Source organism: Microbacterium jepli (assembly GCF_047237905.1).
Taxonomy (GTDB): domain Bacteria; phylum Actinomycetota; class Actinomycetes; order Actinomycetales; family Microbacteriaceae; genus Microbacterium.
Map to the genome: position 1 here is coordinate 447,549 of NZ_JBDFLW010000003.1, position 17,897 is coordinate 465,445.

Below are 17,897 nucleotides of genomic sequence, written 5' to 3' on the forward strand. Positions count from 1 at the left end.
GCCGCCCCTCCGGATCTCGCGTATCATGGAGAGGTGTGCGCTCACGCGCGCCCTGCAGCGTGCCTCGGTGCGATGCGGAGCCGCCGCCGCACCGTCTCAGGGAACCGACCTGCGAACAGGTCAACCCCCACGGCATATCCACCACTCACGCGACCATCATCCGTCGTGCGGTGGATCAACGTGAGGCTCCGCGGCACGGATCGACGATCCGCGATGCGGGCCGGGAGAACACGAACGCTGTCACCGTGCAGCACAACAAGGAGAGAACGTGCCAACCATTCAGCAGTTGGTTCGGAAGGGTCGCTCGCCGAAGGTCACCAAGACCAAGGCTCCCGCGCTCAAGTCGAACCCGCAGCAGGCCGGGGTCTGCACCCGCGTCTACACGACCACGCCCAAGAAGCCGAACTCCGCGATGCGCAAGGTCGCCCGCGTCAAGCTCCGCAACGGCACCGAGGTCACCGCCTACATCCCCGGCGAGGGTCACAACCTGCAGGAGCACTCGCTCGTGCTCGTCCGCGGCGGTCGCGTCAAGGACCTCCCCGGTGTCCGCTACAAGATCGTCCGCGGCGCCCTGGACACCCAGGCGGTCAAGAACCGTAAGCAGGCTCGCAGCCGCTACGGCGCGAAGAAGGGCTGAGTCAGATGCCTCGTAAAGGTCCCGTCACCAAGCGCCCGGTCGTCAACGACCCCGTCTACGGTGCTCCGATCGTCAGCCAGCTGGTGAACAAGATCCTCGTCGACGGCAAGAAGTCGATCGCCGAGTCGATCGTCTACACCGCCCTGCGCGGCGTGGAGGCCAAGAACAGCCAGGACGCCGTCGCCACCCTGAAAAAGGCGCTCGACAACGTGCGCCCGACCCTCGAGGTCAAGAGCCGCCGCGTCGGCGGCTCGACCTACCAGGTGCCGATCGAGGTCAAGCCCCACCGTGCGAACACGCTGGCCCTGCGCTGGCTCGTGAGCTACGCGAAGGCCCGCCGCGAGAAGACCATGATCGAGCGTCTCCAGAACGAGATCCTCGACGCCTCGAACGGCCTGGGAGCCGCGGTCAAGCGCCGCGAGGACACCCACAAGATGGCCGAGTCGAACCGCGCCTTCGCGCACTACCGCTGGTAACCAGCTGCGTTTCGTCTCGCTTCGCTCGCTCAACGACCGGTCGTTGAGCGAGCGAGGCACGAGCGAGACGAAACGCCCCACCCACCACACGTAAGGAAGACACCCCGTGGCACAAGACGTGCTCACCGACCTCAACAAGGTCCGCAACATCGGCATCATGGCGCACATCGATGCCGGCAAGACGACGACGACCGAGCGCATCCTGTACTACACGGGAACCAACCACAAGATCGGCGAGACGCACGACGGCGCCTCCACGACCGACTGGATGGAGCAGGAGCAGGAGCGTGGCATCACCATCACGTCCGCTGCTGTGACGTGCTTCTGGGACAAGAACCAGATCAACATCATCGACACCCCGGGCCACGTGGACTTCACGGTCGAGGTCGAGCGCTCGCTGCGCGTCCTCGACGGCGCGGTCGCCGTCTTCGACGGCAAGGAGGGCGTCGAGCCCCAGTCCGAGACCGTGTGGCGTCAGGCCGACAAGTACAACGTCCCCCGCATCTGCTTCGTCAACAAGATGGACAAGCTGGGCGCCGACTTCTACTTCACCGTCGACACCATCATCAACAAGCTCAAGGCGAAGCCCCTCGTTATCCAGCTGCCCATCGGGACCGAGAACGACTTCGTCGGCGTCGTCGACCTCGTCGAGATGCGCGCACTGGTGTGGGCCGGAGACGCCAAGGGTGATGTCACCATGGGCGCCAAGTACGACGTCCAGGAGATCCCGGCCGACATGGCCGATGTCGTGGCGAAGTACCGCGAGCAGCTGCTCGAGACCGTCGCCGAGACCGACGAGGAGCTTCTCGAGAAGCACTTCGGCGGCGAGCCCCTGACGGTCCCCGAGATCAAGGCCGCGATCCGCAAGCTGACGGTCAACTCGGAGATCTACCCCGTGCTCTGCGGCTCGGCGTTCAAGAACCGCGGCGTGCAGCCGATGCTCGACGCGGTCGTGGACTACCTGCCGTCGCCGCTGGACGTGCCCGCCATCGAGGCGCACGACCCGAAGAACGAAGAGATCGTCATCGAGCGTCACGCCGATCGCGACGAGCCCTTCACCGCGCTCGCGTTCAAGATCGTGACGCACCCCTTCTTCGGTCGTCTGACCTACATCCGCGTCTACTCGGGTCACCTCGACTCGGGTGCGCAGATCGTCAACTCGACGAAGTCCAAGAAGGAGCGCATCGGGAAGATCTTCCAGATGTACGCCAACAAGGAGAACCCGGTGCCCTCGGTCACCGCCGGTCACATTTACGCCGTGATCGGTCTCAAGGACACCACCACCGGTGACACGCTGTCCGACAGCGCGCACCAGGTCGTCCTCGAGTCGATGACGTTCCCGGAGCCGGTCATCGAGGTCGCCATCGAGCCCAAGACCAAGGCCGACCAGGAGAAGCTGGGTCTCGCGATCCAGAAGCTCGCGGAGGAGGACCCGACGTTCCGCGTCGAGCAGAACTCCGACACCGGTCAGACCGTCATCAAGGGCATGGGCGAGCTGCACCTCGACATCCTGGTCGACCGCATGAAGCGGGAGTTCAAGGTCGAGGCCAACGTCGGAAAGCCCCAGGTGGCCTACCGCGAGACGATCCGCAAGACCGTCGAGAAGCACGATTACACCCACAAGAAGCAGACGGGTGGATCGGGCCAGTTCGCCAAGATCCAGTTCACGATCGAGCCTCTCGAGGTCACGGCCGACAAGACGTACGAGTTCGAGAACAAGGTCACCGGTGGCCGCATCCCGCGCGAGTACATCAGCCCGACCGACCAGGGCTTCCAGGACGCCATGAACGTCGGCGTGCTGGCGGGCTACCCCATCGTGGGTGTCAAGGCGATCCTGCTCGACGGCGCCTCGCACGACGTCGACTCCTCGGAGATGGCGTTCAAGATCGCCGGTTCGATGGGCTTCAAGGAGGCACTCCGTCGCGCCGATCCCGTGATCCTCGAGCCGCTCATGTCCGTCGAGGTGCGCACCCCGGAGGAGTACATGGGCGACGTCATCGGCGACCTGAACTCCCGTCGCGGGCAGATCCAGTCGATGGAGGACGCCCAGGGTGTCAAGGTCGTGCGGGCGCTCGTGCCGCTGTCCGAGATGTTCGGCTACATCGGCGACCTGCGCTCCAAGACCTCCGGCCGCGCCGTCTACTCCATGGAGTTCGACAGCTACGCCGAGGTGCCCCGCAACGTCATGGACGAGATCGTCCAGAAGACCAAGGGCGAATAAGTCCTCTGGATGCCGGGGGCCCCGGCCCCCGGCATCCAGCCCTCATAACTTCACAGACTCGCAGTACCTCTCTCCACTAATGTGGAACCCATCCCCGTAGAGACCCGGTCGCAATCCAGCGCCCGGAGCATCTACACGAATGTCCTAGGAGGACCCAGTGGCTAAGGCCAAGTTCGAGCGGACCAAGCCGCACGTGAACATCGGAACGATCGGTCACGTCGACCACGGCAAGACCACGCTCACCGCAGCGATCTCGAAGGTGCTCGCCGACAAGTACCCGTCGGCCACCAACGTGCAGCGCGACTTCGCGTCCATCGACTCCGCTCCCGAGGAGCGTCAGCGCGGCATCACGATCAACATCTCCCACGTGGAGTACGAGACGCCGAAGCGCCACTACGCGCACGTCGACGCCCCGGGTCACGCCGACTACATCAAGAACATGATCACCGGTGCCGCTCAGATGGACGGCGCGATCCTCGTGGTCGCCGCTACCGACGGCCCGATGGCTCAGACGCGTGAGCACGTGCTGCTCGCCAAGCAGGTCGGCGTGCCCTACCTGCTGGTCGCGCTGAACAAGTCCGACATGGTCGACGACGAGGAGATCCTGGAGCTCGTCGAGCTCGAGGTCCGCGAGCTGCTGTCGTCGCAGGACTTCGACGGCGACAACGCGCCCGTCGTGCGCGTCTCCGGCCTCAAGGCCCTCGAGGGCGACGCCGAGTGGGTCGACAAGATCGTCGAGCTCATGGAGGCCGTCGACGAGTCGATCCCCGACCCGGTGCGCGACAAGGACAAGCCGTTCCTCATGCCGATCGAGGACGTCTTCACGATCACCGGTCGTGGAACCGTCGTCACGGGCCGCGCCGAGCGTGGCACCCTGGGCATCAACTCCGAGGTCGAGATCGTGGGTCTGCGCCCGACGCAGAAGACGATCGTCACCGGTATCGAGATGTTCCACAAGCAGCTCGACGAGGCATGGGCCGGCGAGAACTGTGGTCTGCTCCTGCGCGGCACCAAGCGTGACGACGTCGAGCGCGGCCAGGTCGTCGTGAAGCCCGGTTCGGTCACCCCGCACACCAACTTCGAGGGCACGGCGTACATCCTGTCCAAGGAGGAGGGTGGCCGTCACAACCCGTTCTTCACGAACTACCGCCCGCAGTTCTACTTCCGCACCACCGACGTCACCGGCGTCATCACGCTGCCCGAGGGCACCGAGATGGTCATGCCCGGCGACACGACCGACATGACCGTTGAGCTGATCCAGCCCATCGCCATGGAGGACGGCCTCGGCTACGCGATCCGTGAGGGTGGCCGCACCGTCGGCGCCGGCACGGTCACGAAGATCCTCAAGTAAGTCTCACGACTGCTTCCAGAACGCCCCCCGGCTCCGGCCGGGGGGCGTTCTGTCGTCGATGGCGATTCCTCCCGGCCGCCGCTGAGGCGCTCTCCGAGAAGTGGTCAGGCCGGCTTACGGATTGCGACACGTCCGCGATGATCCGCGCCGCTCGACGAGCCCTGTTCTCAGCGATCGCATAGGAATGACGAGGGAACGGCAACGACGAACCATCTGGGGAGATGGGCAGGAGGATGAGCAGGCGACACGTCGCGGATGGTCGCGACGCGGCGGCACGTCATGCTCGGCGGTCACGCCGCGCGGGGCGCGTTCCGCGAACCCTCGCCCTCACTCTGGCGGCGGTGCTGGCCGTGACGACGCTGCTCCCGACCGCCGCCGTCGCCGACGCCACGAGCGCCCCGTCGCCCACTCCGAGCGCAGCGGCGACCGCGACGCCGACGCCCACGCCGACTCCCGAACCCGCGCCCCCGCCGAGCGCTTCCGACCCGGCGCCCAGCCCGGCCCCGGCTCCCACCGCGACGGCGACTCCTGCGCCGGGTGACGACGCGGTCGACGAGCCCGTCGCGGACGGCCCAGGCGACGACGCCGCCGACGAACCGGTCGCCACCGACCCGCTGGAAGTCGGAGCGCCCGCGGACGATCCCGCGGAGGCCGAGGACGGTTCCGTGGAGAAGCTGGACACGACCTCTCCCGATCAAGTGGAGCCGCGTGCGCCGCCGCGCGTGGGAGCCCGTCTGCTCGCCGACATCGGCATCCTCGCGGCTGGTGTGCCCGACGCTCCCGTCGAGGTGTGGACGGAGACGTTTGAGCAGGGGCTGAACACCACGACCCCGAGCGGCTTGACGGGCTACGCGAGCGGTCGCTACACCGGGTCGACCGGATGGACCACCGGAACCAACTGCACCGGCGTGCTCGTGAACTACTCCGCGCCGGTGGCGAACAGCTCGTTCTGCCCTTACGTGGCGATCATCGGCGGCGTCGGCGGAAACGACACGACCGGACCGCGCGAGACGCGTCGCATGGCCGATGTCCTCGGGCAGGTGTCCGCGGGCGTCACATCGGGGACGTCCGGTGCTCCGGCGGTGGGGTCCACCAACACGACGCGCGGCAACCACGCCCTGACCAACGCTCCGTACGCCACCATCGCGGGCGGCAGCGTGGTCCTGCAGCACGCGCCGGGCAATACCATCGGCGTCTCTGCGCCGACGTCTCGCTACTACACGATGCGCCTGGATGCGGTCGGCGACGAATGCGGCACGAACAACGCGAACCTCACCCCTTCGCTCGTTTCCGGTGCCACCACGTTCTCGCCGTTCCCCGCCGCGATCGTCCCGTGCGCGGACGGCGGCTATTACGCCAGCACGCCCGCGCTCACCGCTCCGGGCGGCATCCTTGATCCGGCCCTCACCACCTCCGCCCGCGCGGCGACGTACACGGGCATCGCACCTGTGCTCATGACCCCCGCGCAGATCGCGGCCGCGCAGGTGCGCGTCACGAACGCCGGCACGTCGGCCTCGGGCAACGCCTTCGCGATCGACAACCTGCGGGTGCTCGATGTCACCCCCGCGCTGGATGCGGCCTTCAGCCCCTCCCCGGCCACGGCGACCGTGCCCACGACGCTGACCTACACGATCACCAACCGCAGCGACCTCCTCGCGAAGTCCGACTGGGGCTTCTCAGCGACGCTCCCGTCCGGTCTCGTCGTGGCCCCCACGCCGTCGATCGGGGGAACCTGCGTCAACGTGACCGGCACGGCCTTCGCGGTGACCGCGGCATCCGGCAGCTCCTCGATCACCGCGGTGGGCGGCGACCTCGCGGCCGGAGCCACGAGCTGCACGATCACGGTCAACGTCCTGGCCGCGGCTCCCGGCACCTTCTCGAGCGGCACCGTCACCGCTACGGGTCTCGTCGCCTCGGCGGCCGCGAGCCTGACCGTGGTGCCCCCGAGCACCCTCACGGTCCGCAAGAACATCACGTCGCGCACGGCAACCACCGACCAGTTCACCCTCTCGGTCCGCAGCGGGACGACGGTGCTGGGAACCGCCACCACGAGCGGCACCGCGAACGGCCTCCAGTCGGCACAGGCCGGGCCCGTGGTCGTCCAGCCCAACGGGGTGTACACGATCCACGAGACCATCACCTCCGGCGCGGGTCTCGGTTACGGGGCGACGTACGAGTGCCTGCGCGGCACGACCGTCGTGGCCGGGGGCAATTCGCCCGCGGGCAGCCTCACCATGCCGTCCGAGCAGGGCGCCGAGGTCGTCTGCACCTTCACGAACACGCCTCAGGCGACTCGCCTGGCGTGCGACGTGAACCACTACTACTCGGTGTCGCCGGCGGGCGGGCTCGTCCAGGGCGACGCCGTCACGGGGGCCACCGCGTCCGTCGGCACCTGGGGGTCCGCGACATCGGCCAACGCCCTCGGCGTCGGCTCAGGCGGCACGTCGGCGTACGCGTTGGACCGGACCACCGACGGCACCGGTGTGACCTCGATACTCAAGTGGACTCCGTCCGGGGGCTTCCAGACGCTCACCGGGACGGGCTACACGACGGTCGCGGCGGGCACTACCATCGCGGGCAGCATCGTCGCGGGCGCCGTCGAGCCCTCGACCGGTCGTTATCTCTTCGGCAAGTTCGTCAACTCGCAGTTCTACGTCTGGAGCTTCACCGAGACGAACCCCACGAACCTCCGCTACGCGTTCCTGGGCTCCTTCCCGACCGGCGCGACGCCGAACGGCAACGGCGACATGGGCTTCGACGCGCGGGGCAACCTGTACGTGGTCGGCGCCTCGACGACCAACAACGTCTCAAGCGCGGCGATCTTCACCGTCACGGCGGAGAGCCTCGCGGCCGCCAACGGCACCACGCTCGCCGTCAATACCTCCACGACGAAGACGCTCGGCAACCTCGACGCCACCCCGGCGTTCGGCAACGTCAACGGCATCGCCTTCTCCCCGCGCGGCACGGTCTACCTCTCCAGCAGCACCAGCGTCTACGAGTTCGACGCGACGACCTGGACGAGGGTCCCGGGCACCCCCCGCGCGACGGTGGACTCGACGGACCTCGCGGGCTGCAGCTCGCCGGCGACCGCGACCGTGCTCAAGAACGTGGTCGGCCGGGCGGCGGCGGCCGACCAGTTCGCCCTGACGCTCACCAACGACACGACGGTGGTCGCGACGGCGACCACCTCTGGCTCGGTGACCGGACGGCAGGCCGCGCAGATCGGCCCGGTCCCCGTGCCCGTCGGCACGACGCTCACGTTCGGCGAGACGATGGCCGCGGGCTCGACCTCCGCGCTGACCGCCTACACCTCCGTCTACGAGTGCTGGGCGGACGGGGTGCGGCTGAGCACGGGCGCGGCCGTGAACGGCTCCGTGACCATGCCGAACCGGCTGAGCGTCAACGTCGTGTGCACCTACTTCAACTCGCCGCGCCCGGCATCCACCATCACCGTGACCAAACAGGTGCTCGACCCCGCGACGGGCACACCCCAGCCGGCTGCCGGCTGGACGCTCGGCGTCACCGGCAGCGCCACGGCCGGAACGGTGAGCGTCTTGCCCGGCGATTCATCGCAGCAGGTCACGAACGCGTCGGGCACGGCGACGTGGACGGCGCTGTTCGGCACGCTCGCGTCCCGTGCGACCCTCGTCGTCTCCGAGGTGCAGCAGACCGGCTTCGTCTTCGTCAGCGGCGCCTGCACCGTCAACGGCGCCGGGGTCCCGGCGACCTTCAGCACGGTGGGCACGGTGATCAGCGCGAGTATCACCAACGTCGCGTCGGCCTCCACCGTGGCCTGCACGATCGTGAACCGCGCCGCGGCCACGCTGACACTGGTGAAGCGGGTCGATCTGGGTTCGGCGCTGCCGACGGACTGGACCCTCACTGCCGGAGCCCCGGCGGGCGCGCTCCCCGGGCCGACCGGAATGAGCGGAACGGCGGCGACGACCTCCGTCACCGTCACCCCGGGTGTGCCCTACCGCCTGTCGGAGTCGGGCGGCACCACCCTCTACGTGCAGAACGGCCCGTGGCAGTGCGTCTCGTCGACCGGAAATCCCGTGACCGTCACCGGCGCAAGCGACGTCACGCTCACGCAGGGGTCGCAGGTCACGTGCACGGTGGCCAATGCGACGGCCCGCATCACGCTGTTGGTGTCGGTAGCCGATCCGCAGCCGGGGTTCCAGGCGTCCACATGGACGGTCACCGCCACCCCCGGCGGTTTCGCCGGCGGCACGCTTCCGACGGCGTCCCGACCCGGAACCGACCCCGCCGGCAATCAGTCGGCGGCCGTGATCGACGTCCGGCCGGGTCAGTCGTACACGCTGACCGAAGCGCCCGCGGCGGTCGGCAGCCGGCTCGCCTACGCCCAGCAGCTGCAACGCCAGGTGGGTGCCGGGTGGGTCGATGTCTCGTCGGCGACCATCACCGCCCCCGCCGCGGGGCAGACGGCGGTCTACCGATTCGTCAACACCCGCGTGCAGCCGACCGTTCTCCCCCTCACCGGCGGACTAGGAGCCGACGGCTTCCTGTTCGCGGGCGGTGGGGTCCTCGCCCTCGCCCTCGTCCTCGCCGTGCTCCACGGGCGACGCACCAGAAGGAGCACAGCATGATCCCCCTTCGCTCCCTCCACGGCCCGCCCGGCCGCGGAGGGCCTCCGACCCCCCACCGAACCCCCATCCCCACCACACACACAAACACCTCTTCACGAACGGGAGCACCCCTCATGTCCACCTCATTCCCTAGGCGCGCAGGTGCCGTCGTCGGCGTGCTCACGCTCGCCCTCGTCGGTGCCTTCGCGGCTGCCGTGCCCGCCACCGCGGTCACGCTGCCCGGAAACATCGACCCCGATCAGGCCCGCAGCCTGACCGTCCACAAGTACGAGCTCAGCCCGACCAGCCCGCAGGCCGGTGGCACCGGTCAGCTCATCCCTGGCGGAATCCCGGGTGCCGTGCCCATCGAGGGCGTGGAGTTCACCGCGACGCTCGTCCCGTCCGTCAATCTGCTGACTCCGGCGGGTTGGAGCACCGCCTCGAGCCTGACCCCGGCCTCCGCCCAGTCTCAGGCGACCGGTGCCTCCTTCACAGTGACCACGAACGCAGCAGGTGAGGGAACCTTCCCGGCGAACATGCCGCTCGGTCTGTACCTCGTGACGGAGACCGCTGCACCAGCGACCGTCACGGACCGGACCGCCCCCTTCCTGGTCACGTTGCCGTTCCCGACGGGGCCGACCGGGAGTCCCTCGAACCAGTGGATCTACGACGTCCACGTCTACCCGAAGAACTCGGTGACCGCGCTGGTCAAGACCCGCGTGGTTCCCGCGCCGAATACGGCCGAGGCGCGCAACCCCGACCTCGTCCGCTGGTCGATTCGTGCCAGCATCCCCACCCTCGCCGGGACCCCGCTCAGCCAATTCACCGTGTCCGACAGGATCGACACGGGGCTCCAGTTCGTCGCCACCCCGCCTGCGGGAGTGACGCCGACCAGTGTGACCGTCACGAATGCGGTCGGCGCCGCGCAGGTCTTCGTCGACGGCACCGACTACTCCCTCACGACCACGGGCAACACCCAGACGCTGACCTTCACCCCCGCCGGACGTACGCGCTTGTCGAGCCTGGGTGGCGGCACCGTCGACTTCACTGTGCTGACGCGCGCGGTGAGCGTTCCCGCGGGCGGTCAGATCACGAACACGGCAACCAGCGTCGTCAACGGCGCGACCGAGACGGTCTCGGCAGTCACCCCGATCGGTGAGCTCACCGTGTTCGCCTACGCGCCGACTGCCGGAGGTGTGAAGACGCCGCTCGCCGGTGCCGTGTTCCAGGCCTTCGCGAATGAAGCGGATGCCCGTGCGTTCACCAACCCGCTGACGGTCAACGGCGTGGACCGCTGGACGACCGACGCGAACGGCATCGCCAACATCCCGGCGCTTGTGCCGGGTGTCTACTGGGGCCGGGAGATCGTTCCTCCGGCCGGCTACCAGGTTCCCTCCATCGGCCCCACCTCCGTTCAGGTCGTCGCGGGACCGACGTCGCGGACGCAGCCGATTCAGAACTACATCGAGATTCCGCACACCCAGGTCCCGGCATGGGCGCTGCCTCTCACCGGTGGTGACGGCGCCCTGTGGTTCGGCATCGGCGGTGGCGCGCTCGTGGTCGTCGCGATCGGCGCCGCGGTACTCGTTGCACGCCGTCGCGCGGGCGCAGACCGCGTAACCGTGTGACGATCGACAAGTGAACGAAGCGAAGGCGGGGCGTCGGCGCGACGCCTCGCCTTCGCGCACTTCCGGGGCGGCGTCCGACCTCGACTCCCTGAGCCGCCGGGAACAGCGTCGAAGGCGGCGCTGGCGATGGTCGATCACGCCCTCGATCATCGCCCTGCTGTGCGTGGCTGGGGCGGGCCTGTTGATCTACCCCTCGGCCGCGGCATGGTTCAGCCAGCTCGAGCAGTCCCAGCGCATCGGTGAGCTGTCGGATGAGATCGTCGACCTCGGTGCGCAGACCTTGCGCGAGCGGCTCGCCGAGGCCAGGGAATACAACTCCGACCTCTCCGGCGCCGGCGCCGCCGTCGCCGCCAACGAGCGACTCCCGCTCGCGGACGACCCCGATCAGCGGGGAACGTACGACTACTCCACCGTCCTGCGCGGCGACTCCGAGGGCTTGATGGCCCGGCTCAAGATCCCGGCCATCCAGGCCGACCTCCCGATCTACCACGGCACCGGCACGGACGTGCTGGAGCACGGTGTCGGCCACCTCGAGGGCACCGCTCTGCCCGTGGGCGGCGCATCCACCCATTCAGTGCTCACGGCCCATCGCGGTCTCGCTACCGCGGAGCTCTTCACCCACCTCGACCGCGTGCAGGTCGGCGACACGTTCACCATCGAGGTGTTCGGAGAGGTGCTCGTCTACGCCGTCACCGACACCCGGGTCGTCGATCCCGCCGACACGGAGTCGCTGCAGCCGGTCACGGGCAAGGACCTGGTGACGCTGGTGACCTGCACGCCGCTCGGCGTCAACAGCCACCGCATCCTCGTGACGGGGGAGCGCGTCATCCCGACCCCCGCGGAGGACCTCGCCGACGCCGGCAAGCGTCCCGAGATCCCCACCTTCCCCTGGTGGATCGTGTGGATCGCAGGCGTGCTGGCGGTCGTGACCGTCTACATCTGGCTGTCGGGTCGCCCGCCCCGCGCCATCCGCAGAGCGACGGCCTCCGTGCCGGCCGCGTCGCCGGCCGACGGCGCCACGCCCGCGCCGGACGATGGAGAGCAGCCACGGCCCGACTCCGCGCCGGACGGTCCGCGACCGGGTGGCGCCCAGCCGCCGGGATAGTGTGACCTCGTGACCCCCGCCGCACGTGTCCTCGGCACCCTGGCCATCCTCCTCTCGCTGGCGGCCGCCGCGGTGCCGCTGGCTTCGGGAGCGCTGTTCGTCCTGGACGGTGAGGCGCCCTCCTTCGCGGACGGGGCGGTCAACATCGGCGGAGTGCTCGCGCTCGTCGGCCTCGTGGCGGGCGGCGTCGGCGTCTTCCTCAGCCGCCCCCGGCCTTCCGCCGTCGCGGTCGTCGGGACGATGATCGCCGCGTTCGCGCTCCTCGGCTTCGTCGTCGCCTTCGTCATCACGAGTCTCTGACCCGCCGGCTTGCAACCGCGCGCCGCAGCGGCGCGCCGCAGCCGCGCGCCGCAGCCGCGCGCCGTGACCCCGGCCGCTCGGCGTTCGCCCAGCACCCCCGTCGGTAGGATCGCCGCATGGTGAACACGGCGGATGAGACGAGCGAGCGTCGGTCCGGCCGATCAGCGGGGGAGCGCCCGCGTCGCTGGCCCTGGGTCCTCGGGGGAGTGCTCGGCCTCCTCACCGCCGGCGTCGTCGTCGCCGGTGTGCTCGGCACGGTGCTCGCCCGCGAGGCCTTCGAGGTGCGCGACGACCTCGTGGCCGCCCGCGCGAGCATCGAGACGCTCGGCGATGCCGTGAAGACGAAGGATGCCGCGGCGATCCAGATCTCGGCCGACGAGCTCACCGCGCGCACGTCCCGGGCGGCCGACATCGTCGCCGGCCCCGTCTGGGATCTCGCGGCGGCCGTTCCCCAGGTCGGAGCGAACATCGACGCGGTCCAGCGCGTCACCCTGTCGGCGAAGACCCTCGTGGACGGCGCGCTCGACCCCGGGCTGCAGATCATGTCCGCGATCAACGTGGAGAACCTCGCTCTCGAGGGCGGCGGAATCGACCTCGAGCCGTTCCGCGGCGCCGCGGGGTCGCTGCCCGCCATCGCCGACGCGTTCGCCGCGGCGAAGGCGCAGACCGACCCGATCGACGTCGACGCACTGCTGCCCGCGGTCGCGGAGCCCGTGTCGCAGGTGCGCACCGTCATCGATCAGACCGCGCCGACGCTCGACGTCGTCAACCGGTACCTGCCGACGCTGCTCGGCATGGCGGGCGCGGACGGGCCGCGCACCTACCTGCTCGTCTTCCAGAACAACGCCGAGATCCGTGCGACGGGCGGAAACCCCGCCGCGAGCATCATCATGACCGTCGACAACGGCCGCTTCACCCTCGCGGATCAGACGAGCTCGGCCACCTTCAAGGCCACCGGCACCGCCGGTGTGACCTTCACGACCCTGCCGCCCGAGACGCTGTCGCTCTACCCGGAGACCCTGACCCGCTATTCGCAGGACTACTCCATGACGCCGGACTTCCCGACGACGGCGCAGCTGTTCCAGGACCTCTTCAACGCCAGCTACGGCGACCGGTTCGACGGGGTCATCTCGATCGACCCGGTCGTGCTGTCCAACATGCTCGCGGTCGCGGGTCCCGTCACCGTGGACGGCGAGGAGATCAACGCCGACAACGCGGTGCGACTCCTGCTGAGCGACGCGTACGAGCGCTTCCCGCGCGGGCGCGACTCCGACGCCTTCTTCGCCGCCGTCTCGCAGGCGGTGTTCGAGCACCTCACCGCCGGGAAGTGGGATCCGGCGAAGATGCTCGACGCGCTGACCGAGTCCGCACGCCAGCAGCGCGTGTACCTCGCCTTCACCGACCCGACCGCGCAGGCGCTCGCCGTGGAGCTCAACGTCGACGGCGCGCTGCCGGAGGACACCGCGAAGACGAGCCAGCTGGGCATCTATCTGAACGACTGGGGCGTCGGCAAGATGGAGTACCACCTCGCCACGGTGATGGATGCGCGCTGCGACGCGGACGCCCGCACGATGAGCGTCAGCCAGACGATGACCAATTCGATCCCCGACAGCATCCAGAGCCCCTACACGCTGAGCGTCAAGACCGAGTGGTACGGGATGCCGAACACCACGATGCTCATCGACACCCTCTTCTTCGCGCCGCCCGGGGCCACCATCGTCTCCGTCGACCCCGGCGACGGAGACGTGCCCGGACTCGACCGCGCCGGCACCGAGAAGGGCAGCACGGCTGTGAGCAAACTCGTGGCACTCGCCCAGGACGAGACCCGCACCGTCTCGTACACGGTCCAGTTCCCCGCGGGCGAGCTCGGACCGCTCGATCTGCGGCACACGCCGACGGCCTCGGCCACGCCGGTCAACATCGACGCCTCGTGCGCCGCGATGTTCCCCTCCTCCTGAACCGCTCGCTTCCGTCGGCTGCAGGCGCGCATTGTCGTCGACACGACGATCCGGGCATGATGGCCTCAGACGCCCACCCGGGGCCGGAAGGAGTTGTGATGGGTATCGAGGATCTCGTCAATCAGGGCAAGCAGTTCCTGGACCAGAACAAGGACAAGATCGACGGAGCGCTCAAGAGCGACAAGGCCGAGGAGGTCAGCGACAGGGTGCTGGACGCCGCTGCCGAGTTCGTCAAGAAGGTCGCTCCCGACAGCGTCGACGAGAAGGTCGACGGCGTCCGCGACAGCATCGACAAGTCGATCGGCAACCAGTAGCCGACTCCGACCGTTCGGACGACCCGGGAGCACACGCCCCCGGGTCGTTCCGCGTCCGGGGGAGTGGACCGTCGCGGATGTCGCGACACGCCCGAGTTTGCGACACGCCCGGGGTGCACGTAGACTAACGAGGTTCCACATTCCGGTGGTCCTTGTGCTGCACAAGCGCGAGAGCGACCGGTCACTGTCAGGGCAGTGCATAGGCGGCGCGTAGCGCAGGGTCCTAGGCCGCGGGCAGCAGAACAACACATCCACACTCCCATCCCCTTCGCCGGGGAAGCGCACGCGTGCGCGGGAGGGGAGCCGGATGCCGCGGCATCCGGTTTGACATAAGAACAGCGGTGCAGCAGCGCCCGTGAGAACGGGCCGAAGTGCCATGGCGCGAGAGCGCCACCGTGCGTCCAATGCCCCTGGGACCTCCAGGACGGTAAGACGCGAGAAAGAGAGTGAGCAGACAATGGCGGGACAGAAGATCCGCATTCGCCTGAAGTCGTACGACCACGAAGTCATCGACTCGTCGGCGCGCAAGATCGTCGACACCGTGACCCGTGCGGGCGCGACGGTCGTGGGCCCCGTGCCCCTTCCGACCGAGAAGAACGTGATCGCCGTGATCCGTTCCCCCCACAAGTACAAGGACAGCCGCGAGCACTTCGAGATGCGCACCCACAAGCGCCTCATCGACATCATCGACCCGACGCCCAAGGCCGTCGACTCGCTGATGCGTCTCGACCTCCCGGCCGACGTCAACATCGAGATCAAGCTCTGAGGATCGACATGGCTGACATCAACTCCAAGGTTTCCAAGGGACTGCTGGGCACCAAGCTCGGCATGACCCAGGTCTGGAACGAGCAGGGCAAGCTCGTCCCCGTCACCGTCATCGAGATCGCGCCGAACCTGGTCACCCAGGTGCGCACGCCCGAGAAGGACGGCTACAACGCCGTCCAGATCGCGTACGGCCAGATCGACCCCCGCAAGGTGAACAAGCCGCAGACGGCCCACTTCGAGGCCGCCGGCGTGACCCCGCGTCGCCACCTCACGGAGATCCGCACCGCGGATGCTGCTGACTACTCACTCGGTCAGGAGCTCACCGTGGACGGCGTCTTCGAGGCCGGCCAGCTGGTCGACGTCGTCGGCACCAGCAAGGGCAAGGGCTTCGCCGGTGTCATGAAGCGTCACAACTTCAAGGGCGTCTCCGCTTCGCACGGTTCGCACCGCAACCACCGCAAGCCCGGCTCCATCGGCGCGTCCTCGACCCCGAGCCGCGTCTTCAAGGGAATGCGCATGGCCGGCCGTATGGGTGGCGAGCGCGTGACCGTCCTCAACCTCACGGTGCACGCCGTCGACGCCGAGAGGGGTCTGCTGCTCGTCAAGGGCGCCGTCCCCGGCGCGCGCGGCCGCATCGTCTACGTCCGCAACGCAGTGAAGGGTGCCTGAACTCATGGCTGACTCGACCCTCGCGCTCGACGTCCTGAAGGCCGACGGCCAGAAGGTCGGCTCCGTGGAGCTGCCCGCCGCCATCTTCGACGTCAAGACGAACATCCCCCTCATCCACCAGGTCGTCGTCGCGCAGCGCGCGGCGGCTCGCCAGGGAACCCACTCGACCAAGCGTCGCGGTGAGGTCTCCGGCGCCGGCCGCAAGCCCTTCAAGCAGAAGGGCACCGGTAACGCCCGTCAGGGCTCGATCCGTGCGCCGCACATGACCGGCGGTGGCATCGTCCACGGGCCCAAGCCGCGCGACTACTCGCAGCGCACGCCCAAGAAGATGATCTCCGCAGCGCTCCTCGGCGCGCTGAGCGACCGCGCCCGCGGCTCGCGTCTGCACGTCGTGGACTCGTTCGCGATCGAGGGTGCGCCCTCGACCCGCGCCGCCGCCGCCGTGCTGGCGGCGCTCGCGCCGACCAAGAACGTGCTGGTCGTCATCTCGCGTGACGACGACCTCAGCGCGCTGAGCGTCCGCAACCTCGCGTACGTGCACGTGCTGTATTCCGACCAGCTCAACGCCTACGACGTGCTCGTCTCCGACGACATCGTCTTCACCAAGCCCGCCTTCGACTCGTTCGTCGCCTCCAAGGCCGGCGCTTCGACGGAGCTCGGCACGAGCACCGAGGAGGTCTCGGCATGACCGGTATCAATGCAACCGACCAGAGCGGTCGCTCGCTGCAGGTGAACAAGGACCCGCGCGACATCATCCTGAAGCCGGTCGTCTCCGAGAAGAGCTACGGGCTCATCGACGAGGGCAAGTACACGTTCCTCGTGGACCCCCGCGCCTCCAAGACCGAGATCAAGCTCGCCATCGAGAAGATCTTCGGCGTCAAGGTCGCGTCGGTGAACACCATCAACCGCGTGGGCAAGACCCGTCGCACCCGCTTCGGCACCGGCAAGCGCAAGGACACCAAGCGCGCCATCGTGAGCCTGAAGTCGGGCACCATCGACATCTTCACGGCAGTCGGCTGACGGTCGGGATAGAGGACTAGAGAACATGGCTATTCGCAAGTACAAGCCCACGACCCCGGGTCGCCGCGGCTCGTCGGTGGCAGACTTCGCCGAGATCACCCGATCGACGCCCGAGAAGTCGCTGCTGCGCCCGCTCGCCAAGACCGGTGGTCGCAACAACCAGGGCCGCATCACCACCCGCCACATCGGCGGCGGTCACAAGCGCCAGTACCGTCTCATCGACTTCCGTCGCAACGACAAGGACGGCATCGACGCGAAGGTCGCTCACATCGAGTACGACCCGAACCGCACCGCGCGCATCGCGCTGCTGCACTACGCGGACGGCGAGAAGCGCTACATCATCGCGCCGAACAAGCTGTCGCAGGGTGACGTCGTCGAGTCCGGTGCCGGCGCCGACATCAAGCCCGGCAACAACCTGCCGCTGCGCAACATCCCCACCGGTACGGTCATCCACGCCATCGAGCTCCGCCCCGGCGGCGGCGCGAAGATGGCCCGGTCGGCAGGCACCTCCGTGCGCCTCGTCGCCAAGGACGGCCCCTACGCCCAGCTGCGTCTGCCCTCGGGCGAGATCCGCAACGTCGATGCGCGCTGCCGCGCGACCATCGGCGAGGTCGGCAACGCCGAGCAGTCGAACATCAACTGGGGCAAGGCCGGCCGCAACCGCTGGAAGGGAATCCGCCCGACCGTGCGCGGTGTCGCGATGAACCCGGTCGACCACCCCCACGGTGGTGGTGAGGGCAAGACCTCCGGTGGTCGTCACCCCGTTTCCCCTTGGGGCCAGGCTGAGGGTCGCACCCGCCACGCCAACAAGGAGAGCGACAAGTACATCGTCCGCCGTCGCAACGCCGGCAAGAAGCGCAAGTAGGA

Annotated in this window: 15 protein-coding genes; all 15 read left to right on the forward strand. The window is 68.6% G+C overall.

The features are described 5' to 3' along the window. Window positions 1–268: 268 nt before the first annotated feature. The 15 genes from rpsL to rplB all read left to right on the forward strand — a co-directional run bounded on the left by rpsL (window position 269) and on the right by rplB (window position 17,895). On the forward strand, window positions 269–637 hold the full coding sequence (gene rpsL / locus ABC304_RS02710; protein ID WP_017201609.1) for a 30S ribosomal protein S12: 369 nt from the start codon (window positions 269–271) through the stop codon (window positions 635–637). A gap of 5 nt (window positions 638–642) precedes the next feature. Beyond that, window positions 643–1,113 (forward strand): 30S ribosomal protein S7, encoded by a 471-nt coding sequence (rpsG, locus tag ABC304_RS02715; RefSeq protein ID WP_127094609.1) that lies wholly within the window; start codon window positions 643–645, stop codon window positions 1,111–1,113. Window positions 1,114–1,219: 106 nt separating this feature from the next. Further along, window positions 1,220–3,334 (forward strand): elongation factor G, encoded by a 2,115-nt coding sequence (fusA, locus tag ABC304_RS02720; protein WP_412928783.1) that lies wholly within the window; start codon window positions 1,220–1,222, stop codon window positions 3,332–3,334. A gap of 157 nt (window positions 3,335–3,491) precedes the next feature. Next, window positions 3,492–4,685, forward strand: coding sequence for an elongation factor Tu (gene tuf / locus ABC304_RS02725; protein ID WP_412928784.1), 1,194 nt, complete (start codon window positions 3,492–3,494; stop codon window positions 4,683–4,685). 350 nt (window positions 4,686–5,035) lie between these two features. Next, window positions 5,036–9,292 carry a beta strand repeat-containing protein gene (locus ABC304_RS02730; RefSeq protein ID WP_412928786.1) on the forward strand — a complete coding sequence of 1,419 codons (4,257 nt, stop codon included), beginning with the start codon at window positions 5,036–5,038 and terminating at the stop codon, window positions 9,290–9,292. 113 nt (window positions 9,293–9,405) lie between these two features. Further along, on the forward strand, window positions 9,406–10,899 hold the full coding sequence (locus tag ABC304_RS02735; RefSeq protein ID WP_412928788.1) for a SpaH/EbpB family LPXTG-anchored major pilin: 1,494 nt from the start codon (window positions 9,406–9,408) through the stop codon (window positions 10,897–10,899). A gap of 163 nt (window positions 10,900–11,062) precedes the next feature. Continuing rightward, window positions 11,063–12,004, forward strand: a complete 942-nt coding sequence (locus ABC304_RS02740) for a class C sortase (RefSeq protein WP_412929050.1) — start codon at window positions 11,063–11,065, stop codon at window positions 12,002–12,004. Window positions 12,005–12,013: 9 nt separating this feature from the next. Next, window positions 12,014–12,304 (forward strand): hypothetical protein, encoded by a 291-nt coding sequence (locus ABC304_RS02745; RefSeq protein ID WP_412928789.1) that lies wholly within the window; start codon window positions 12,014–12,016, stop codon window positions 12,302–12,304. A gap of 116 nt (window positions 12,305–12,420) precedes the next feature. Next, window positions 12,421–14,262: a DUF4012 domain-containing protein gene (locus ABC304_RS02750; protein ID WP_412928790.1), complete on the forward strand. Its 1,842-nt coding sequence runs from the start codon at window positions 12,421–12,423 to the stop codon at window positions 14,260–14,262. 98 nt (window positions 14,263–14,360) lie between these two features. After that, window positions 14,361–14,576 carry a hypothetical protein gene (locus ABC304_RS02755; RefSeq protein ID WP_412928791.1) on the forward strand — a complete coding sequence of 72 codons (216 nt, stop codon included), beginning with the start codon at window positions 14,361–14,363 and terminating at the stop codon, window positions 14,574–14,576. A gap of 457 nt (window positions 14,577–15,033) precedes the next feature. Further along, entirely contained in the window at window positions 15,034–15,342 is a 309-nt protein-coding gene (gene rpsJ / locus ABC304_RS02760) for a 30S ribosomal protein S10 (RefSeq protein WP_018171443.1), read from the forward strand. An 8-nt stretch (window positions 15,343–15,350) separates the two neighbouring features. Continuing rightward, window positions 15,351–16,010, forward strand: a complete 660-nt coding sequence (rplC, locus tag ABC304_RS02765; RefSeq protein WP_412928793.1) for a 50S ribosomal protein L3 — start codon at window positions 15,351–15,353, stop codon at window positions 16,008–16,010. A 4-nt stretch (window positions 16,011–16,014) separates the two neighbouring features. Continuing rightward, on the forward strand, window positions 16,015–16,698 hold the full coding sequence (rplD, locus tag ABC304_RS02770) for a 50S ribosomal protein L4 (RefSeq protein ID WP_412928794.1): 684 nt from the start codon (window positions 16,015–16,017) through the stop codon (window positions 16,696–16,698). After that, window positions 16,695–17,030 carry a 50S ribosomal protein L23 gene (rplW, locus tag ABC304_RS02775; RefSeq protein ID WP_412928795.1) on the forward strand — a complete coding sequence of 112 codons (336 nt, stop codon included), beginning with the start codon at window positions 16,695–16,697 and terminating at the stop codon, window positions 17,028–17,030. Before rplD ends, rplW begins: the two co-directional genes overlap by 4 nt. A gap of 25 nt (window positions 17,031–17,055) precedes the next feature. Next, window positions 17,056–17,895: a 50S ribosomal protein L2 gene (gene rplB, locus ABC304_RS02780; RefSeq protein ID WP_127094620.1), complete on the forward strand. Its 840-nt coding sequence runs from the start codon at window positions 17,056–17,058 to the stop codon at window positions 17,893–17,895. The last annotated feature ends 2 nt before the right edge of the window (window positions 17,896–17,897 follow it).

What these genes read in the sequence shown, in the direction of transcription:
- ABC304_RS02735 (WP_412928788.1), top strand. Translation starts at nt 9,406, where the DNA reads ATGTCCACCTCATTCCCTAGGCGCGCAGGTGCCGTCGTCGGCGTGCTC.
- rplC (WP_412928793.1), top strand. Translation starts at nt 15,351, where the DNA reads ATGGCTGACATCAACTCCAAGGTTTCCAAGGGACTGCTGGGCACCAAG.
- ABC304_RS02755 (WP_412928791.1), top strand. Translation starts at nt 14,361, where the DNA reads ATGGGTATCGAGGATCTCGTCAATCAGGGCAAGCAGTTCCTGGACCAG.
- rpsG (WP_127094609.1), top strand. Translation starts at nt 643, where the DNA reads ATGCCTCGTAAAGGTCCCGTCACCAAGCGCCCGGTCGTCAACGACCCC.
- rplW (WP_412928795.1), top strand. Translation starts at nt 16,695, where the DNA reads ATGACCGGTATCAATGCAACCGACCAGAGCGGTCGCTCGCTGCAGGTG.
- rplD (WP_412928794.1), top strand. Translation starts at nt 16,015, where the DNA reads ATGGCTGACTCGACCCTCGCGCTCGACGTCCTGAAGGCCGACGGCCAG.
- ABC304_RS02750 (WP_412928790.1), top strand. Translation starts at nt 12,421, where the DNA reads ATGGTGAACACGGCGGATGAGACGAGCGAGCGTCGGTCCGGCCGATCA.
- rpsJ (WP_018171443.1), top strand. Translation starts at nt 15,034, where the DNA reads ATGGCGGGACAGAAGATCCGCATTCGCCTGAAGTCGTACGACCACGAA.
- rplB (WP_127094620.1), top strand. Translation starts at nt 17,056, where the DNA reads ATGGCTATTCGCAAGTACAAGCCCACGACCCCGGGTCGCCGCGGCTCG.